At 51.8% G+C, this 19,595-nt stretch carries 16 protein-coding genes; all 16 read left to right on the forward strand.

Annotation, left to right across the window (positions count from 1 at the left end; all coding sequences use genetic code 11):
- The first annotated feature begins 7 nt into the window (after positions 1-7).
- Positions 8-2,800: a calcium-translocating P-type ATPase, SERCA-type gene (locus ACUN27_RS14460; protein ID WP_445559070.1), complete on the forward strand. Its 2,793-nt coding sequence runs from the start codon at positions 8-10 to the stop codon at positions 2,798-2,800.
- 151 nt (positions 2,801-2,951) lie between these two features.
- Positions 2,952-3,785, forward strand: coding sequence for a diaminopimelate epimerase (dapF, locus tag ACUN27_RS14465; RefSeq protein WP_315951261.1), 834 nt, complete (start codon positions 2,952-2,954; stop codon positions 3,783-3,785).
- A gap of 96 nt (positions 3,786-3,881) precedes the next feature.
- Positions 3,882-5,756, forward strand: a complete 1,875-nt coding sequence (locus tag ACUN27_RS14470) for a bifunctional homocysteine S-methyltransferase/methylenetetrahydrofolate reductase (RefSeq protein ID WP_315951260.1) — start codon at positions 3,882-3,884, stop codon at positions 5,754-5,756.
- Positions 5,757-5,785: 29 nt separating this feature from the next.
- Positions 5,786-6,670 (forward strand): YicC/YloC family endoribonuclease, encoded by an 885-nt coding sequence (locus tag ACUN27_RS14475; protein WP_157321380.1) that lies wholly within the window; start codon positions 5,786-5,788, stop codon positions 6,668-6,670.
- A gap of 34 nt (positions 6,671-6,704) precedes the next feature.
- Complete coding sequence (gene remA, locus ACUN27_RS14480; RefSeq protein ID WP_009672664.1) at positions 6,705-6,965, forward strand: extracellular matrix/biofilm regulator RemA; 261 nt, start codon at positions 6,705-6,707, stop codon at positions 6,963-6,965.
- On the forward strand, positions 6,955-7,593 hold the full coding sequence (gmk, locus tag ACUN27_RS14485; protein WP_127452198.1) for a guanylate kinase: 639 nt from the start codon (positions 6,955-6,957) through the stop codon (positions 7,591-7,593). Before remA ends, gmk begins: the two co-directional genes overlap by 11 nt.
- A gap of 1 nt (position 7,594) precedes the next feature.
- Positions 7,595-7,828, forward strand: a complete 234-nt coding sequence (gene rpoZ, locus ACUN27_RS14490) for a DNA-directed RNA polymerase subunit omega (protein WP_315951249.1) — start codon at positions 7,595-7,597, stop codon at positions 7,826-7,828.
- A 70-nt stretch (positions 7,829-7,898) separates the two neighbouring features.
- Positions 7,899-9,119, forward strand: coding sequence for a bifunctional phosphopantothenoylcysteine decarboxylase/phosphopantothenate--cysteine ligase CoaBC (gene coaBC / locus ACUN27_RS14495; protein ID WP_315951247.1), 1,221 nt, complete (start codon positions 7,899-7,901; stop codon positions 9,117-9,119).
- Positions 9,119-11,632 carry a primosomal protein N' gene (priA, locus tag ACUN27_RS14500; protein WP_445559071.1) on the forward strand — a complete coding sequence of 838 codons (2,514 nt, stop codon included), beginning with the start codon at positions 9,119-9,121 and terminating at the stop codon, positions 11,630-11,632. The genes coaBC and priA overlap by 1 nt, the downstream gene beginning before the upstream one ends.
- Before the next feature lie 40 nt (positions 11,633-11,672).
- Positions 11,673-12,155, forward strand: coding sequence for a peptide deformylase (gene def, locus ACUN27_RS14505; protein ID WP_127452205.1), 483 nt, complete (start codon positions 11,673-11,675; stop codon positions 12,153-12,155).
- Positions 12,152-13,120: a methionyl-tRNA formyltransferase gene (gene fmt / locus ACUN27_RS14510; RefSeq protein WP_445559072.1), complete on the forward strand. Its 969-nt coding sequence runs from the start codon at positions 12,152-12,154 to the stop codon at positions 13,118-13,120. Before def ends, fmt begins: the two co-directional genes overlap by 4 nt.
- 24 nt (positions 13,121-13,144) lie before the next feature.
- Complete coding sequence (gene rsmB, locus ACUN27_RS14515) at positions 13,145-14,602, forward strand: 16S rRNA (cytosine(967)-C(5))-methyltransferase RsmB (RefSeq protein ID WP_445559073.1); 1,458 nt, start codon at positions 13,145-13,147, stop codon at positions 14,600-14,602.
- A 96-nt stretch (positions 14,603-14,698) separates the two neighbouring features.
- On the forward strand, positions 14,699-15,769 hold the full coding sequence (gene rlmN, locus ACUN27_RS14520; protein ID WP_315951241.1) for a 23S rRNA (adenine(2503)-C(2))-methyltransferase RlmN: 1,071 nt from the start codon (positions 14,699-14,701) through the stop codon (positions 15,767-15,769).
- A gap of 12 nt (positions 15,770-15,781) precedes the next feature.
- Positions 15,782-16,546, forward strand: coding sequence for a Stp1/IreP family PP2C-type Ser/Thr phosphatase (locus tag ACUN27_RS14525; protein WP_445559074.1), 765 nt, complete (start codon positions 15,782-15,784; stop codon positions 16,544-16,546).
- Positions 16,543-18,660: a Stk1 family PASTA domain-containing Ser/Thr kinase gene (pknB, locus tag ACUN27_RS14530; protein WP_315951239.1), complete on the forward strand. Its 2,118-nt coding sequence runs from the start codon at positions 16,543-16,545 to the stop codon at positions 18,658-18,660. Before ACUN27_RS14525 ends, pknB begins: the two co-directional genes overlap by 4 nt.
- Entirely contained in the window at positions 18,660-19,589 is a 930-nt protein-coding gene (gene rsgA / locus ACUN27_RS14535) for a ribosome small subunit-dependent GTPase A (RefSeq protein ID WP_315951238.1), read from the forward strand. The genes pknB and rsgA overlap by 1 nt, the downstream gene beginning before the upstream one ends.
- Positions 19,590-19,595 lie beyond the last annotated feature (6 nt).

Here is a 19,595-nt window from a genome sequence, read left to right on the forward strand (position 1 = left end):
AGGGCGAATGAGTCAGAATAAGTGGTACCAGTTGACATCGGAAGAAGTCCTGCAGTTACAGCAGGTGGACATGCAGCAAGGATTGCCCTGGGAAGAGGCCTGGAAGCGGCAGGGAGAAGCGGGTCGCAATGAGCTGACTGAAGGCAATCGCGTCTCTCCGATTACGCTGCTATTGAATCAATTCAAAGATTTCATGGTGCTGGTGTTATTGGGGGCAACTCTGATCTCCGGCTTGCTGGGCGAATATCTAGATGCTATCACGATCGTTGTCATTATTGTCATGAACGGCATCCTTGGCTTTACCCAAGAATTCCGCGCCGAACGTTCGCTACGCGCACTTAAGGAATTGTCAGCTCCGAATGCGAACGTGTGGAGGGAAGGCGCCATTCATCAAATACCGGCTCGTGATTTGGTGCCTGGCGATATTATTTTACTGGAAAGCGGGGACAGGATTCCGGCAGATGTGCGATTCTTGGAGACGAATGGCGTCTATATCGAGGAATCAGCGCTAACAGGCGAGTCTGTGGCCGTCAGTAAGCAAACAGCAGCGATTGCGCATGATGAAGTACCGCTCGGGGATCAGCGGAATCTAGGGTTTATGGGGACGATGGTTTCCAGAGGCACTGCCAAAGCTGTTGTCGTTCGAATCGGAATGAATACGGAAATGGGTAAAATCGCAGATTTGATTCAAAATACGGAATCCATGGAAACGCCGCTTCAGCACCGTCTGGAACAGCTCGGGAAAATATTGATTATTGTCGCAATCGCGTTAACTGTTCTCGTCGTCGTTGCCGGTATTATGCACGGACAACAGCCGTATGCGATGTTCCTGGCAGGAGTGAGTTTGGCCGTCGCTGCAATTCCAGAAGGTTTGCCTGCTATTGTGACAATAGCTCTGGCGCTTGGCGTGCAGCGGATGATTAAACGCAAAGCGATCGTAAGAAAGCTGCCTTCTGTTGAAACATTAGGATGCGCTTCGGTGATCTGCTCCGATAAAACAGGAACACTTACACAGAACAAAATGACCGTTACCCACTTATGGGTTGGCGGTGATGTGCTGGAAGTGACGGGGGACGGCTATACGCCGGTAGGGGACATTCAAATTGGCGGACAAAACGCCGATCTGCTCAAAAACCCTTCATTAAGCAGGCTGCTCCATGTGTCCGTGCTTTGTAATAACGCAACGTTATATGAAGAAAAGCAGGAGCTGAAACGGAAGAAAGGGAAGGATTCCAAAGAGAACGTCGTCTCTGTCTGGAATATCAAAGGGGATCCGACGGAAGGAGCGCTGGTTGTCCTAAGCGCGAAGAGCGGTATTACGCAAGAGTCGCTTAGTGACAAGTATAAACGGATCGCTGAATTCCCTTTCGATTCCGAACGCAAACGGATGTCTGTTCTGGTAACTTCGGAAAATGGACGCATGGCATGCACCAAGGGCGCGCCAGACGTACTGCTCCAGCACTGCAGCTACATACTATGGGATGGCAAAGTCATTCCATTCACTTCTACGCTAAAGCAAAAAGTAATGGCGGCCAATGAAGGCATGGCAAGATCCGCTCTGCGGGTGCTTGGCATCGCCTATAAGGAGCTAAAAAGCACTGATCGCTACGACGACTATGAAACGGTAGAAAATGGCCTGGTTTTCATCGGCTTAACCGGCATGATTGATCCGCCTCGTAAAGAAGTGCGCGAAGCCATCTCCAAGTGCCGCAAAGCAGGCATTAAAACGATTATGATAACCGGCGACCATCAGGCGACGGCAGAAGCGATAGCCAAACAGCTTGGCATGATTCAAGGCAGTGGCGTCAGCTTGAGCGGGCAGCAGCTCGCTTCCATGTCGGACGAGGATCTGGAAGCCAAGGTGAATGATACTTACGTGTATGCAAGGGTATCCCCTGAACATAAGCTGCGTATTGTCAAAGCTTTGCAGCGTAAAGGACATGTTGTCGCTATGACGGGTGACGGAGTGAACGACGCGCCGGCGATTAAAGCGGCTGACATTGGAATTGCGATGGGGATTACAGGGACGGATGTTTCGAAGGAAGCTTCTTCCTTGATTCTCAGCGACGATAACTTCTCCACGATTGTCGCAGCCATTGAAGAAGGACGGGGGATTTACGAAAACATCCGCAAGTTCATCCGGTATTTGCTGGCGTCCAATGTCGGCGAGATTATGACCATGTTTATCGCGATGATGGCAGGTCTGCCGCTGCCGCTGGTACCGATCCAAATTCTGTGGGTGAATCTGGTGACGGACGGCCTTCCGGCGATGGCGCTTGGTGTCGACCAAGCCGAGAAGGACTTGATGCAGCATAAGCCCCGCTCCTCGAAGGAGAACATTTTCGCCAGACGGCTCGGCTGGAAAATCATCTCCCGCGGAATTCTCATCGGTGTCTGCACGTTGGCGGCCTTCTGGCTCGTACTGCGGGCGGATCCTTCGGATGCCGCAACTTTATTGAAAGCACAAAGCGTCGCCTTCGCTACGTTGGTCATGGCTCAGCTGATCCATGTGTTCGATTGCCGCAGCTCCCGTTCGATTTTTCACCGCAATCCGTTACAAAATCGTTACCTTGTTCTTGCAGTATTATCCTCTCTTATTTTGATGCTCGCCGTTATGTATGTGGATACTCTTCAACCGATCTTCAAAACCGTTCCTCTTGGATGGAAGGATTGGATTCTCGTGCTCATCGCCGCAGGGATCCCGACCTTTCTTATGGGGCTGGGCAGCGTGCTCTCACCGAAGCGTACGAAAGGCTCTCGTCCTGCTTCCTATACATCATCCAAGGCAAGTTTCAGATAAGTTTAGATATGAGGCTGTCTCAGAGGTCTTGATGACCTTGGGGATGGCCTTTTCGCATTCAGCTGAACGAAAAACAGGAGAAAGGGCTATGCATTCAATCATTTTTGCGCTATGATATTGGCTAAAACACACATTTGGAGTGCTGAATACAATGAAATTTACAAAATTGCATGGTTTAGGCAACGATTTTATTGTCATAGCTGGTGAAAAAGAACTGCCTGCCGGTGTGGATCAGCTCGCGATCCGGCTGTGCAATCGCTTCTTTGGCATTGGCGCTGACGGCTTAGTATACATTCTTCCTTCTGAGAAGGCAGATTTCAAAATGCGCATTATTAACTCCGACGGATCCGAAGCTGAGCAATGCGGCAATGCGATTCGTTGCGTGTCTAAATATGTTTATGACCACAAGCTTACGGATGCAACGGAGATTACGGTTGAAACCTTGGGGGCAGGTGTGCAGAAAGTCCAACTGAATGTGCAAGAGGGGAAAGTTGCGACGGTCCGGGTGGATATGGGGCAGCCAATTTTGCAAGGACTTGAAGTTCCTACGACCGTTGATGAGGCCAAAGTAATCAATCATCCAATTGAGGTGGACGGAAGAGAGTTTCGGTTTACGGCTGTTTCAATGGGGAATCCGCACTGTGTCATTTATGTGGAGGATGCGGTTAATTTCGACCTAGCTGTTTGGGGGCCGAAGCTTGAAGTACATCCGATGTTCCCGCGTAAAATCAATGTGGAATTCGCTACGGTGAAGAATCGTGCGTTTACGGATATGCGTGTCTGGGAGCGGGGCGCAGGTCCTACCCTGGCTTGCGGGACCGGTGCTTGCGCGACGCTGGTATCTTCCGTTCTTAATGGGCTTACCGACCGTCAGGCTACGGTTTCGCTGAAAGGCGGAGATTTGTTCATCGAATGGAATGAAGAAGACAATCACGTGTATATGACAGGGCCTGCCGAAGAAGTGTATCAGGGTACGCTCGACTAGCACAGTATCAGAATAATTGATAAAGGTTTATCTTAATATCTCCCATCATTTGTGATACATTATAACTACATTTTTTTAGTAAGCGGGGAGATTATGATGAAACTGGATCTTCGAGCGGCGCTTCAGCGGGATATTTTGACCGGTGACGGCGCGATGGGGACTTATTTATATCAGATGGGATTTCCGGTAGGCATTTCTTATGAAGAACTGAATCTGCTCAGACCGGAAACGGTCGCTGAAGTGCACCGCCGCTATTTTGAGGCTGGTGCTCGCCTTATTGAAACGAATACCTTTTCGGCTAACCGTGAAAAATTATCTAAGTACGGGCTAGAAGGCGATGTTGAAGCGATCAACCGTGCCGGTGTGGAGCTTGCGCGGAAGGTTGTCGGAGGAGACGCTTATGTTGTTGGAGCGATCGGTTCGATCCGTGCCGGCAAACGCAAAAATGTACGTACTGCCGATGTCGAAGAGTCGCTGCGCGAACAGATCTCCATTCTTCTGGATTCACCGGTTGACGGGCTTATGCTCGAAACCTTCTATGATTTGGAAGAACTGCAGCTGGCGCTGCGCATCATTCGCAGCATGAGTGATTTGCCGGTGATCTGCCAGTTCGCGAATGAAGGAACCGGCAGCACGCAGGATGGCGTTCCGCTGCAGGAGGCGTTCCTGCGTCTGCGCGATGAAGGCGCTGACGTCATCGGTTTCAACTGCCGCGTCGGTCCGAACGGGATTCTCCGCTCGATGGAGAAGCTGTCGCCGCTGGCCGGCGTGCCGTTCTCCGCGTTCCCGAACGCGGGGCTGCCCGACTACGTCGACGGGCAGTACACGTATGCGGCGACGCCTCAGTACTTCGCCGAAAGCGCACTGCGCTTCGCGGATCTCGGCGCGCGCATCATCGGCGGCTGCTGCGGCACCACGCCGGAGCATATCGCCGCAGTCGCGAAGGCGCTGCAGGACTACGTGCCGGCTGAGCCGGGCACGGCGGTGTCCGCGCGCGCTGTGCGCGTGCTGGAACCGGCGCCGGCGAAACCTGCGCCGCCGGCAGGCAAACCTTCGCTGCTGGAGATCGTGAAGCAGCGCAAAACCGTCATTGTCGAGTTGGATCCCCCGCGGGATCTCGACATCGACAAATTTATGCAGGGCTCCAGGGCCCTGCAGGATGCGCATGTCGACGCCATTACGATGGCCGACAATTCACTTGCGGTGACGCGCATGAGCAACCTGGCGCTCGGCCACCTCGTGCAGGATAAGCTTGGTGCGCGTCCGTTGATTCATATCGCGTGCCGCGACCGCAACATGATCGGGACGCAGTCCCATCTCATGGGGCTTCATGCGCTGGGCATCGACCATGTGCTGGCCGTGACCGGCGATCCCGCCAAATTCGGCGATCTCCCGGGGTCCAGCTCGGTTTATGACCTGACATCCTTTGAGATCATTCGGATGATTAAGCAACTGAACGAAGGGATTGCGTTCTCCGGCAAGCCGCTGAAGCAGAAAGCAAACTTCGTGGTCGGAGCTGCTTTTAACCCGAATGTCAAGCATTTGGATAAAGCGGTTCAGCGTTTGGAACGCAAAATCGAAGCCGGCGCCGATTACATTATGACGCAGCCGGTATACGATGCTAGGCTAATTGAACAAATTTACGAAGCGACCAAGCATTTGAATATACCGGTCTTCATCGGGATAGCACCGCTCGCAAGCGGCGGGAACGCGGAGTATTTGCATAATGAAGTGCCAGGCATCCGGTTGTCGGATGAAGTTAGAACGCGCATGAGCGGACTCAAGGGTCCAGAAGGCCGCGCGATGGGCGTGGAGATTGCCAAAGAGCTGCTGGATGCGGCAATGCCTTACTTCAATGGCATCTATCTGATGACCCCTTTTCTAGCGTACGAGATGTGTGTTGACTTGACAAAGTATGTATGGGAAAAGTCGAAACGTCATGATTTCCACTTGTACCCACTTTCAAAATGAATTAAAATAGGGTAATGGATGTGATGAGGATGATTTGCAGTATGACCGGATTCGGACAAGCGAATCGTTCTTTTGCGGGATACAACGTGTTTATCGATGTGAAATCGGTCAATCATAGGTATAGTGAAGTGTCGATTCGAATGCCTAAGGAATGGGCGGTCTTTGAAGACGCTTTGAAGAAGACGGTGCTGCAAGCTGTGAGGAGAGGGCGCGTTGACGTCTTCGTTACAGCGGAACGTGAAGCGGCTTCCACCAAGAGCGTGACGGTCGACTTTGCTTTGGCAGATGCTTATTTACAGGCTGCTGAGGAGTTGAAGGGGCGCTATGGGTACGCCGAGCAGGTCGGTCTCAAAGATTTATTAAGACTACCGGATCTCATTCAGATGAAGGAGCTTCGCAAGGAGCCTGACGAGGAGATCGAACAGGAATTGTGCGCCTGCTTGCAGGAGGCCGTTGCCAAATTATCCGATATGCGGATGCGAGAAGGAGCATTTCTGGAACAGGACATTCGTGAGCGTCTGGCTGAGCTGAAACGGATCCATACGGAGCTGGAAGCTTTAGCGCCTGGAGTCGTGCAAGATTATGCAGCTAAGCTCACCAATCGCATTCAGACTCTCCTGCAGGATCAGACACCTGTGGATGAGATGAGGCTGGCGACAGAAATTGCGATTTTCGCAGATCGTTCTAATGTGGATGAGGAATTGACTCGTCTGAAGAGTCATTTTGGGCAATGTGATCAATTGCTTTCAGAGAAAGAGCCTGTCGGACGAAAGCTGGACTTCTTGATTCAAGAAATGAATCGGGAAGTGAACACGATCGGATCTAAATCCAATCACTCGGAGCCTACGGCTAGAGTCATTGCGATGAAGGCAGAGCTTGAAAAGATGCGCGAGCAAATACAGAATATCGAGTGAAGCGGCATGGAGCTTCGCGAGGAGGAAGCCCTAAATGGCTATCAAATTAATCAACATCGGGTTCGGCAACATCGTATCGGCGAACCGCATTATCTCGATTGTGAGTCCGGAATCGGCTCCGATCAAGAGAATCATTCAAGAAGCGCGTGATCGTCACATGCTGATTGACGCTACATATGGTAGAAGAACCCGTGCCGTTATTATCACGGACAGCGATCATGTGATTTTGTCGGCAGTACAACCAGAGACGGTAGCGCATAGACTTTCCAACAAGGACGATGATCATGACGAGTAATACGAACACTCTTGAGCGTGAGAGAGGTATTCTGATTGTTTTATCCGGACCTTCCGGGGTCGGTAAAGGTACCGTGTGCGCCGCGCTGCGCAAGTGCTCTCCGGATATCGTGTATTCCGTATCGGCTACGACCCGCTCACCGAGACAAGGGGAAGTCGACGGTGTCAACTATTTCTTCAAAACACGGGAGCAATTCCAACAGATGATTGATTCGGATGAAGTGTTGGAATGGGCGGAATACGTAGGTAATTTCTACGGGACGCCGAGACGTTTTGTTGAAGAAACGCTGCGCTCCGGCAAAGATGTCATCCTGGAGATTGAAGTTCAGGGTGCTTTGCAGGTGAAACAAAAGTTTTCCGAAGGCGTGTTTATTTTCTTGCTGCCGCCTTCGCTGGATGAGCTTGAGAATCGCATTGTAACGCGTGGTACAGAAACCGACGAAGTCATCCGCAGCCGCATGTCGATAGCGATTGATGAAATCCGTTTAATGGAACACTACGACTATGCAATTGTGAATGATCATGTGGAAACAGCTTGCTCCAAAATACAAGCGATTCTAACGGCTGAACATTGCAAAAAAGAACGCGTGTATCCCAAAATCGTACAATGGATAGATGAGGTGAAATAAAATGTTATATCCTTCAATTGATAAATTGCTAGATATCGTAGACAGTAAGTATTCCTTGGTTGTCGCTGCATCCAAAAGAGCGAGATCTCTTCGTGACGGCGCGAAATCAGACTTGAAAGGCCACAAAGCTCATAAGCATGTTGGTCTGGCGCTTGAAGAACTTTACGGCCACTACATTGGCTACGAGAAAATCGAGCCGACAGAGAACGAGAAAGTGAAAGAAAACGAGAAATAAATCGCTTACCCAACAACCCTTTGTGGTTGTTATTTTTTTCCCAGAATAGCAGATAGAAGGGGGAATACTCATGAGTGTTTTGCAGGGTAAAACGATTGTGCTTGGCGTGTGCGGAGGGATTGCTGCTTATAAAGCGGCAGCGCTCACGAGCAAGCTGACTCAGGCGGGAGCAGTGGTCCGCGTCATCATGACAGAGTCCGCTGTTCAATTCGTGGCGCCGTTAACGTTTCAAGTTTTGTCTCGTCATCATGTATTCGTGGATACCTTTGATGAGAAAGATCCTTCTGTTGTTTCCCATATTAACTTGGCGGATAGCGCTGATCTTGTGCTTGTTGCGCCAGCAACAGCGAATACGATCGGTAAAATAGCGCTAGGTCTTGGCGATGACATGCTAAGTACAACGCTGCTCGCAACAACCGCACCGGTCTGGATTGCGCCTGCCATGAACGTGCATATGTATGCAAATCCAGCCGTGCAGATGAACATGCAGACGTTGCTTAGCCGTGGCGTACGTTTCATTGAGCCGGGCGAAGGGCAGCTTGCATGCGGATATGTCGGTAAAGGCCGGCTTGCGGAACCAGAGGAGATTTTTGCTGCGGTTGAGCGGCATTTTAAGGGAGAAACTCGGCGCCTTGAAGGGCAGCGGGTGCTCGTGACGGCCGGAGGTACGGTAGAACGCATTGACCCGGTTCGTTATATTACCAATGATTCTTCCGGTAAAATGGGCTATGCCATCGCGGAGGAAGCTGTACGCATGGGAGCTAAGGTGACTCTGGTCTCAGGTCCAAGCGCATTGCCTGTGCCTGCCGGTGTTGAATTGGTTCCTGTTCAGTCCGCGCTGGATATGAGAGAGGCGGTCTTATCCCGTTTTGAGGAAAGCCATGTGGTGATCAAAGCTGCTGCGGTCGCTGACTACCGCTCTGCGGTTATCGCGGATCAAAAAATCAAGAAAAAATCGGATTCGATGACACTGGAACTGATTAAAAATCCAGACATTCTACAGGAATTGGGTACGCTGAAAAAGCATCAGTTCGTCGTTGGTTTTGCTGCGGAAACGGAGCGGCTCGATGAGCATGCGCTGGACAAGCTGAAGCGCAAAAATTGTGATCTTATTGTCGGGAACGATGTATCGCAGGAAGGGGCGGGCTTTAGCGGGGATACGAATGTGGTGCGCATTTTCGACCGAAACGGACTCGTAGAAGCGCTGCCTATTCTGAGTAAGAAAGATGTAGCGCGCAGACTGCTGGAATTGACAGCGGACCGTTTACCCTCTAAGGCGAGGGAGTCCTGATGTACGCCAAGGTTATTGTGGATGTTCCTGCGAAACAAACGAACCGTGCGTTCGATTATGAAGTCCCCTCAGCGCTAAGGAAGTGGGTCGAGGTGGGGAGCCGTGTAGGCGTACCTTTCGGGCCTCGGGTGCTGCAAGGTTTCGTTGTGGAATTGCACGAGGACACACAGCTTGATGTGAAACGGATTAGACCCATACAGAACGTCCTGGATTTGGTGCCTCCACTAACCGATGAGCTCGTGAGGCTTGGCAGATGGATCAGTCATATGTACTTGTGCCATGAAGTCACAGCGCTGCAAGCCATGCTGCCCGCCGCACTCAAAGCGAAGTATGAGCGGGCGATTGAAGTTGGCGAGGAATCCGGTGAACAGTCGTTGCTGGACATGCCGGATTTACAAGCGATTGTGGCTTTCGTTAAATCCAAAGGATCCGTTCCGATGGATGCGTTAATGGATCGTTTTGCTGCCGACGGTGCCCTCATCAAGCAATTGCTTGGCGCGGGTATTTTGACGGAAGTGCAGGTCGTGAAAGACCGAATGAGCACGAAGAAGGCGCTGACGGTATTCCCTCCTGCCGGTGGCAGCGGGCTGGAGCAGGCGCTTTCCGAGCTTCCGGCGAGAGCCAACAAGCAGCAGGAAGTGCTGCGTTATTTGATGGAGCATCCCCACGCCATTCGGCTGACGGAGCTGATGGAAACGGTGGAAGTAGGCGCTTCAACGGTTAAAAGCTTAGCTGATCGCGGATGGATCGAGCTGCGCGAAGTCGAAGTCATGCGCGACCCTTATGCGGGTCGTGCTTTTGTGAGGACGAAGCCGCTTCCGCTAACAGAGGAACAGAGCCGTGTTTTCGCGGAAATTCGGGATGCTGTCGCCGAAGAGCGACATGAGGTCTTCCTTTTGCATGGCGTGACAGGCAGCGGTAAAACGGAGGTTTATTTACAATCCATCCAGCAATGCTTGGATATGGGGAAAGAAGCGATCGTGCTGGTACCCGAGATTTCGCTGACCCCGCAAATGGTGGAACGCTTCAAGGGACGATTCGGCGATCTGGTTGCTGTGCTGCACAGCCGGTTGTCGAACGGAGAACGATACGATGAATGGCGCAAAATTACGCGCAAGCAAGTGAAAGTGGTGATCGGCGCACGTTCCGCGATCTTTGCTCCTTTTACGAAAATAGGACTTATTATTATTGATGAGGAACATGAGTCTTCTTATAAGCAGGAAGAGAGCCCCAAATATCATACTCGCGATGTAGCGGTTAAGCGTGCTAGCATGCAGGGATCCGTCGTTGTGCTCGGTTCAGCGACACCTTCGCTGGAGAGCTTGGAGAAAACGAGGCGGCGCCGGGATCGGGTCGAACCTCCATACAGATTGCTGACGATGAAAGAGAGGGTGGCCAGCAGACCGATGCCGCCTGTGGCGATTATCGATATGCGGGAGGAATTGAAAAGCGGAAATCGCTCGATGTTCAGCACGGCGCTGTATAAAGCGATTGAAGATCGGTTACACAAGAAAGAACAGATTGTTTTGCTGCTGAACCGGCGAGGGTATGCGACTTTCGTCATGTGCCGTACTTGCGGGTATGTCTCGACATGTCCGCATTGCGATATTTCGCTTACGTACCATCAGAGCTCACGCATGCTGCGCTGCCACTATTGCGGCTATGCGGAACGCGAGGTAACCGAATGCCCTAGCTGTCAGTCCAAGCATATCCGCCATTTTGGCACAGGGACGCAGCGTGTCGAAGAGGAACTGGGCAAAATATTTCCAGGCATTCGCGTCATTCGAATGGATGTCGATACGACGACAGAGAAGGGTTCGCACGAAAAGTGGCTGACGATGTTTCGCGAGAAGCAAGCGGATGTGCTGTTGGGGACGCAGATGGTCGCCAAAGGGCTTGATTTTCCCGATGTGACCCTGGTGGGGGTTATTGCTGCGGATACCGTGCTGAATATCCCGGATTTCCGCTCGGCGGAGCGAACCTTCCAGCTTCTGACACAGGTGGCCGGGCGTGCGGGCCGTCATGAAAAGCAAGGGGAAGTGTTCGTCCAGACTTACACGCCTGAGCATTATAGCGTGCAATACGCAAGCCAGCATGACTTTATCGCTTTTGCCAATCATGAGTTGGATGTTCGCGCGAATTTAGGCTATCCGCCTTATCAGCGCTTGATTTTGGTTACTTTTTCACATGAACAGGTGCCGCTTTTGGTACGCTTTGCGGAAGCTTTTGTTACGAGGCTTAAAGAGATCGCGCGTGAGTATCAGGCGAAACAAATGGACCTGTTTTCAGACGCGGTATCCAATGACCAATCCTTCCAAATGGACGTGTTGGGCCCAGTCGCATCGCCTATTTCCCGAATCAAAGATAGATATCGATTCCAATGCGTGGTAAAATATCGTGGGGAAGATCAGGCGGCGGAGATTGTCGGCCGGACGGTGGCCTGGTTTGAAGAGCGCTCATCGAAGGAAAAGCTGCTGATCAGTGTGGATGTTGACCCGCAATATTTGATGTAAGAAATCCCAAATAGAGAAGACTCAAAGGTAGGTGCACGTTATGGCTATTCGTATTATTGTTAAAGATCCAGATCCTGTGCTGCGGGAAAAGGCGATCACAGTTACCAAATTCAATTCCAATCTGCATAAATTGCTCGACGATATGGCAGACACGATGTATGAGGCAGAGGGCGTAGGCCTAGCTGCTCCGCAAATCGGTATTCTCAAACGCGTGATTGTGATGGACTGCGGCGAAGAGCACGGCGGACTGATCGAAATGGTCAATCCGGAAATCGTGTCTTCCAGCGGCGAACAGCACGGACCGGAAGGCTGCTTAAGTATTCCTGGTCTTCGTGGTGATGTCACACGTGCTATGAATGTCACGGCCAAAGGCCAAGATCGCAACGGAAATCCAATCGAAGTTACAGGCACTGAGCTGTTGGCTCGTTGCATTTTCCATGAAATTGACCACTTGAACGGGATTCTGTTTACGGACCTGGCAACCAAAACATACACTAGCGATGAAGAGGAAGATTCTGAGTGAATATCATTTTCATGGGGACACCGGATTTTGCAGTACCTTCCCTGCAGGCTCTTCTGGAGGAAGGCTATAACGTGACGACGGTTGTCACGCAGCCGGACCGGCCGAAAGGACGCAAGCGCGTCCTGACGCCGCCGCCGGTGAAGGTGGAAGCGGAGAAGCACGGCATTCCGGTGCTGCAGCCCGAGAAGCTGCGCCAAGCGGATTCCGTGGAAATTTTGCGTCAGCTGAAGCCTGATCTGATTGTGACGGCTGCCTATGGACAGATTCTGCCCAAGGCCGTTCTTGATCTGCCGAAGCACGGCTGCATTAATATTCATGCGTCCTTGCTGCCCAAGTATCGCGGCGGAGCACCGATTCATCATGCGGTGCTGCGCGGCGAAGCGACTACAGGCGTCACCATCATGTACATGGCCGTCGGACTGGATACGGGCGACATGATTTCGCGTGTAGAGCTTCCAATTGAGGATACCGATACGACGGGGACTTTGTTCCAAAAACTAAGCATCGCCGGCAGCGAGTTGTTGAAACGCACCTTGCCGGATTTATTGGCAGGACGTATTCAGGCTGTCGCGCAGAATGAGGCTGATGCGATCTACTCTCCGAATATCCGCAGGGAGGACGAGCTGATTGACTGGTCTCGTTCGGCCGTGGAGATTTGGAATCAAGTGCGCGGCCTGAATCCTTTTCCTGGGGCCTACACCCTTTGGAACGGGGAAGTCATGAAGGTTTGGGAGAGCGCGAATCCGAAGGAAGCAACAAGCCGCAGCTTCGCAGAAGCTCCTGCTCCCGGAACCGTTCTAGGCAGCAGCGAGCACGGTATTGAAGTGATGACCGGCGAAGGTACGCTATGGCTGACTCATATTCAACCTGCTGGCAAAAAAGCGATGCCCGTCTCCGAATTTATTCGCGGCGTGCAAATCGCAGCAGGTACGACTTTCGGCAGTGTGGGCGAAGATCAGCCATAACTTAACAAAAATGAGGTATTCGATTTGTCAACGCATAAACCCAACCGTCCGCAACATGGATCTAACCAAACACAAGGGGCTCGCAAGCTCCTGTCATCAAAAATCTCCGGGGGCGCTGCGAAGAGCAGCGCTGTTAAGCATTCTGCCCGCGAAGCGGCGCTGGATGTATTGATTCGCGTTGAAGAGAATCAATCGTACAGCAATCTTCTGCTCAATCAGGTTCTGCAGAAGCATGCGCTGGAACGGGCTGATGCGGGGCTGGCGACAGAATTTGTGTATGGGACCATCGGACGTAAAAATACGATTGATTTCTTTTTGGAGCGTTTTGTGAGCAAAGGGCTCGCGAAGCTGGAGCCTTGGGTCAGATGCTTGCTGCGGCTGAGCTTCTACCAGCTGCATTATTTGGACCGCATCCCCGACCATGCGGTCGTCAGCGAAGCGGTCAATATCGCGAAGCGCCGAGGCCACCAAGGCATCTCGGGCATGGTCAACGGCGTGCTGCGCGCAATCATCCGCAGCAAAGCGGAGCTGGTGCTCCCGGCTGCGCTCGGCGACGTGAAGCGCATTGCGCTGGGCCACTCCCATCCGGAGTGGCTCGTGCGCCGCTGGATCCGTCAGCTGGGCCCTGAGCTGACGGAACAGATCTGTGCGGCGAACAATGAGCCGCCGCACGTGAGCATTCGCGCGAACGCGAGGCGCCGCAGCCGTCTGGAGCTGCTGGAGCAGCTCCAGGGCAGCGGTCTCAGCGCGGAAGCGTCAGAGCTGGCCCCGGCCGGCATCCTTGTGCAGGGGGCCGGTAACATGGCTTTGTCCCCCGGCTTCCTGCAGGGGGACTTCTCGATTCAAGACGAGAGCTCCATGCTCGTCGCCGAAGCTCTTGAGCCGCGTCCAGGCATGACGGTGCTGGACTGCTGCGCCGCCCCTGGCGGCAAGACCGCTCACATCGCGGAGAAGATGGATGATAGCGGTAAGATTTGGGCTTGTGATCTGCATGAGCACAAGCAGAAGCTGATCGCAGATCAAGCGGAGCGTCTGGGACTGACGTCGATTCAGACGCTCGTGATGGATGCTGCGAAGCTGGACGAGCATTTTGCGGCGGAGTCGTTTGACCGCATTCTGCTTGACGCGCCGTGCTCCGGTCTAGGCGTTATTCGCCGCAAGCCCGATTTGAAGTGGGCGAAGCAGGAAGCTGAGATCGATGCGATCAGCGAGTTGCAGTACGCAATCTTAAGCCGTGTCCATCGGCTGCTGAGGCCTGGCGGCGTGCTGGTGTACAGCACGTGTACAATTGAGCATGCGGAGAACGCCGGCATGGTGGAGCGTTTCCTCGCGGAGCATCGCGATTTCGAGCTCGAGCCGCTGCCGGCGGAAGCTTTTGCGAGCGTTGACCCGGCGGCTGCTGCAGCCGGCATGGTGCAAATTTTGCCGCAGCAATTCCATTCGGACGGCTTTTTCATTGCCCGGCTGCGCAAACGTGCTTAGCCCACAGAGGGGGATGTGTGTTCGGCCCCGCTTTGTGATAAAATAGACAGGATTAGCAATAAAGCTGGAACAAATAACAACAGGTTGTGATAAATAGTGTCTAATAAACCGTATTTGAAAGAAAAACCATTTGTATATGATTTAAACTGGGATGAGTGGCAGAGCTGGGTGAAAGAAAACGGCGAATCCTCATTTCGAGCTGGGCAAATTTTTGACTGGCTGTATATCAAGCGTGTGTTCAGCTTTGACGAAATGTCCAACTTGCCGAAGGCGCTGCGCGACAAACTGAAGGATCAGTTTGAATTCGTTACGCTGTCCGAGATCGCAAAGTATCAGTCCCAGGACGGTACCGTCAAGTTCTTATTTGAACTTGAAGATAAGAACGCGATTGAGACGGTCGTCATGAAGCATAACTACGGCAACAGTATTTGCGTCACTACGCAAGTAGGATGCCGGGTTGGCTGTACATTTTGCGCATCTACGCTGGGTGGTCTTAAGCGGGATTTGAGACCGGGGGAAATTGTGGCTCAAGTCGTGAAAGCTCAAAAGCTGCTGGATGAGACGGGGGAGCGCATTTCTTCCATCGTGATTATGGGAATCGGCGAGCCGTTTGAGAATTATGAATCGACGATGAATTTCTTGCGCGTTATGATTCATCCGAAAGGTTTGAACATTGGACAGCGTCACATCACGGTTTCGACAAGCGGGATTGTGCCGAACATTTACAAGTTCGCAGATGAGAATCTACAAGTCAACTTGGCGATTTCTATCCATGCTCCGAACGATACGCTCCGTTCGAAACTGATGCCGGTCAATCGCAGGTTTCCTTTCGTTGATTTGATCGAAGCTTGTAAGTATTACATTGCCAAAACCGGCAGACGCATTACGTTCGAATATGCCCTCATGGGGGAAGTGAACGATCAGGCTGAACATGCAGAAGAATTGGCGAAGGTATTGAAGGATATGCCGCTTAGCCACGTGAACCTGATTCCTGTGAATTTCGTGGCCGAACGGGATTTCAAACGTACGCCTAGGGACGATATTTTCACCTTCCAACGTATTCTTGAAAAGGCCAAAATTAATGCCACCATACGCCGTGAACAAGGCAGTGACATCGCTGCTGCATGCGGACAACTGCGCGCGAAGCATATGGAGAGCAAGTCATGAGGTGAGATCAGGATGAAGATGGTAAGCCGTACCGATATCGGTAAAGTCCGTTTAGTGAATGAGGACCGCGCCGCCATACAGCATGAGCTGAATGGCCTTTCTTTGGCTATTGTCGCTGATGGTATGGGGGGACACCAGGCTGGCGATATTGCCAGCCAAATGGCAATTGATATGATCAGTAACGAACTGCAATCCATTCATTGGGGAATGCCCGTTGACGTTTGTAAGCAAGTGCTGAAGCAAGCGATCGAGAAGGCGAATGAGAAAATTTATGAGTTTGCCTCCGGACAAGAAAGTTATCATGGCATGGGGACGACCGTTGTCGCCGTGATCGCTTCGCAAGAGCTGCTGATCATCGGTCACATTGGCGACAGCCGTGCTTACAAAATTGCCGGGGAGTCGATTACTCAGCTAACGGAAGATCATTCCCTGGTGTATGAGCTTGTGAAGAACGGGCAGATCACCCTTGAAGAAGCCGATCATCATCCCCGCCGTAATTGGATTACGCGAGCGTTAGGCACAGAGCCTAGCGTAGAGGTGGATTTATACGAGTATTCGTGGCGGCCTGGGGATACCATTCTGATCTGCACCGACGGTTTAAGCGGATTAGTGGATTCCGGCGATATACTACGAATCGTCAAATCGCATGCCGAGCTGGATGCTGCTGCGAAACAATTGATTCAAAGCGCGCTGGATGAAGGTGGAGACGATAACGTAACGGTTGTTTTACTTGCGCACGATCCTGATTCGGACGAAAAAAGGGGTGATGGGAATTGATCGGTAGAAAGCTTGGGGGCCGCTATGAAATTCTAGACCGTATTGGCGGAGGCGGCATGGCTTTAGTTTATAAAGGGCATGATCTTTTATTAAATCGTAAAGTGGCTGTAAAAGTACTGCGACAGCAGTATGTGCATGACGAAGAGTTCATTCGTCGTTTCCGCAGAGAAGCTCAAGCAGCCGCTTCCCTTTCTCATCCTAATGTCGTCAGTATTTATGACGTGGGACAAGAAGAAGATGTGCATTACATTGTTATGGAATACATAGAAGGCACTACTTTGAATGATTTAATTAAGGAGAGAGCACCGCTGCAGGTGGAAGACGCTGTTCATTACGCCAGCCAAATTGCAGATGCGCTCGATCACGCTCATCATAATGAAATTATTCACCGCGATATTAAGCCGCACAATATTTTGATCGGTAAAAACGGCCGTGTCAAAGTGACGGATTTCGGTATCGCACGGGCCGCTACGTCTTCCACGATTACGCAAACGGGAGCCGTTGTCGGTTCTGTGCATTATTTCTCGCCGGAGCACGCGAAAGGTACGAATACCGGCGAAAAATCCGATTTGTACTCCCTCGGTATCGTGATGTATCAAATGCTGACGGGCCGCCTTCCGTTTCTTGGGGAAAGTCCGATTTCCGTAGCTTTGAAGCATTTGCAGGAAGATGTGGAAGATCCTCGTAAAGTTAATCCTCTCATTCCTCAGAGTGTGGAAAACATCATTCTGAAGGCCATGCGCAAAAAGCCCGATGAACGCTACCAGTCTGCGAAGCTGATGATGGCGGATCTTGATACGTGTTTAAACCCGGATCGCCGGAATGAAGCGAAAGTGGCTTTTTGGGATGCCGACGGCATGGACGAGGAGCGTACCTTGGTAATGCCGGCCATTCGTGCGGATCAGCTTGCGAGCTTCGATGATGACGACGACGAACCGGAGAAGCCTGCTTGGCGCGAGGAAGCTGCTCCCAAGAAGGGGAAGGGCTGGATTAAGCCGCTTGTATGGATCGTCATTTTGCTGATGATCCTTGGCGCTATGTGGTACGCGGTCGGCTATGTGAAAGGGATGTTCACCATTGAAACGGTCGAGGTGCCGGACGTGGTGAACAAGACGTTAACGCAGGCGGAAGCCGAACTGACCAGCGCCAAACTCGGTTTTACGGTAGAGTATGATCAGGAGAGCAAAGCGCCTAAAGATACGGTCATCCGTCAAAATCCTAGCGGCATGCGAATGAACGTAGGCACCAAGGTGACGCTATACGTTAGTAAAGGCGCTCCCAAGATCAAGATGGAAAGCTACATCGGACAGCAGCTCAAAGACGCCAAGCTGAAGCTGGAAGCGCTCGGGATTGACGATAGTCAGATTACGTTCACGCAAACGACGACAGATGATCCGCCGGATACGATCCTGAAGCAAACGCCGCTAGTCGGGGAAGAATTTGAGCTGGATAAAGCAGCGATTACCTTTGTCGTAAGCAAAGCGAAGGAAACCTTCAAAATGCCGGATCTCGTCGGCATGACGGAGGCTGAAGCGAAGGCGCAAATCACCAAGCTGAACCTTAAGCTTCCTGCGAACGGCATTACACGCGAGAAAAGCTACAAGGTTGCCAAAGGGAAAGTCATCAAGCAGTTTCCGTATGATAAAGACACGGATGTTTCTGTCGGTTTCGAAATCTCGCTGATCATCAGCGACGGGTTGCCGGAGGATGCCGGACAAGTGACGGTTAGCGTCCCTGTGAAACCGACGACGGAGGGCAAGGATTCCGAGTTTAAAATCATCGTAAGCGATGCGCAGTACGAGAACTTCGAATACAAGACGGAAAAAGTGTCGAAGCCTCAAAACCTGGATGTCAAAGTCATTGTTTCTCCGGATAAGAAAGCCGTCATCCTGATTAAAGAGGGAGACAACTTGGTTAACTCCATTACGCGTACCTATCAAGATTATTTAGATCAAAAGAACGGTAAGACCGTCTCGCCGAGCCCTAGCGTCTCGCCTTCGTCATCGCCTAAACAGCAAAACAACGGGCCGGCTATTCCGGTTGGCAACAATGGCAATGGGCAAGGCCAATCAGGCGGGGCTGCCTCTAAACCACCAACTGGAGGCACAAATTAATGCCGCAAGGAATGATTGTTAAAGCTTTGAGCGGTTATTACTATGTTCTGCCCGAAGGGGCGGAGCTCCAGGATGCCAATATGATTACATGTCGCGGCAGAGGCGTGTTCAAGAACAGGAAGATTACGCCGCTTGTCGGGGATCGGGTCGTCTTTGAGGAAACGGAGAATGGGGAAGGAACCGTTACTGAAATCCTGCCCCGCTCTTCGGAACTGATTCGTCCTCCGATTGCCAATGTGAACGTGGTTGTGCTTGTTTTCTCCGTTACGGAGCCTGTTCTGAATTTACAGCTGCTAGATAAATTTCTTGTTCATATTGAACATACAGGCATCGAAGTTGTCCTTTGCTTCACCAAAAGTGACTTATTGTCAGAGAACCATGACGCTGCCGGCTCGAAAGAAATGACCGTTGCGGAGTTGGAGCGGATTACGAAGCTGTATGAGGGCATCGGTTATCCTGTGCTGAAGACGAGTTCTCGCCTGAAAGAGGGTGTGGAATCGATTCTGCAACATCTGGAAGGCGCGGTCAGCGTATTCGCGGGGCAGTCCGGTGTAGGCAAGTCCTCTTTGCTCAATGAAATGATTAGCGGCCGTAACTTGGAGACCAATGAGATCTCTCAACGTTTGGGCAGAGGGAAGCATACCACCCGCCATGTTGAGCTGCTTCCATTGAACAATGGCGGGCTTGTTGCAGATACGCCGGGATTCAGTCAGCTGGATTTCATGGAAGTCGACGCCGAAGGGCTTAGCAGCTGCTTCAAAGAGTTCGCTGAGGTAGCGGAGGGCTGCCGGTTCAGGGGTTGTTTGCACCTGCATGAGCCGGATTGCAAAGTTCGTGATGCGGTGGCCGAAGGAACGATTGCCGCTTCGCGTTATGATCATTACTTGTTATTTTTAGGGGAAATCAAGGATCGGAAGAGGAGGTATTAGGAACGA

The organism is Paenibacillus sp. WC2504 (assembly GCF_052682475.1).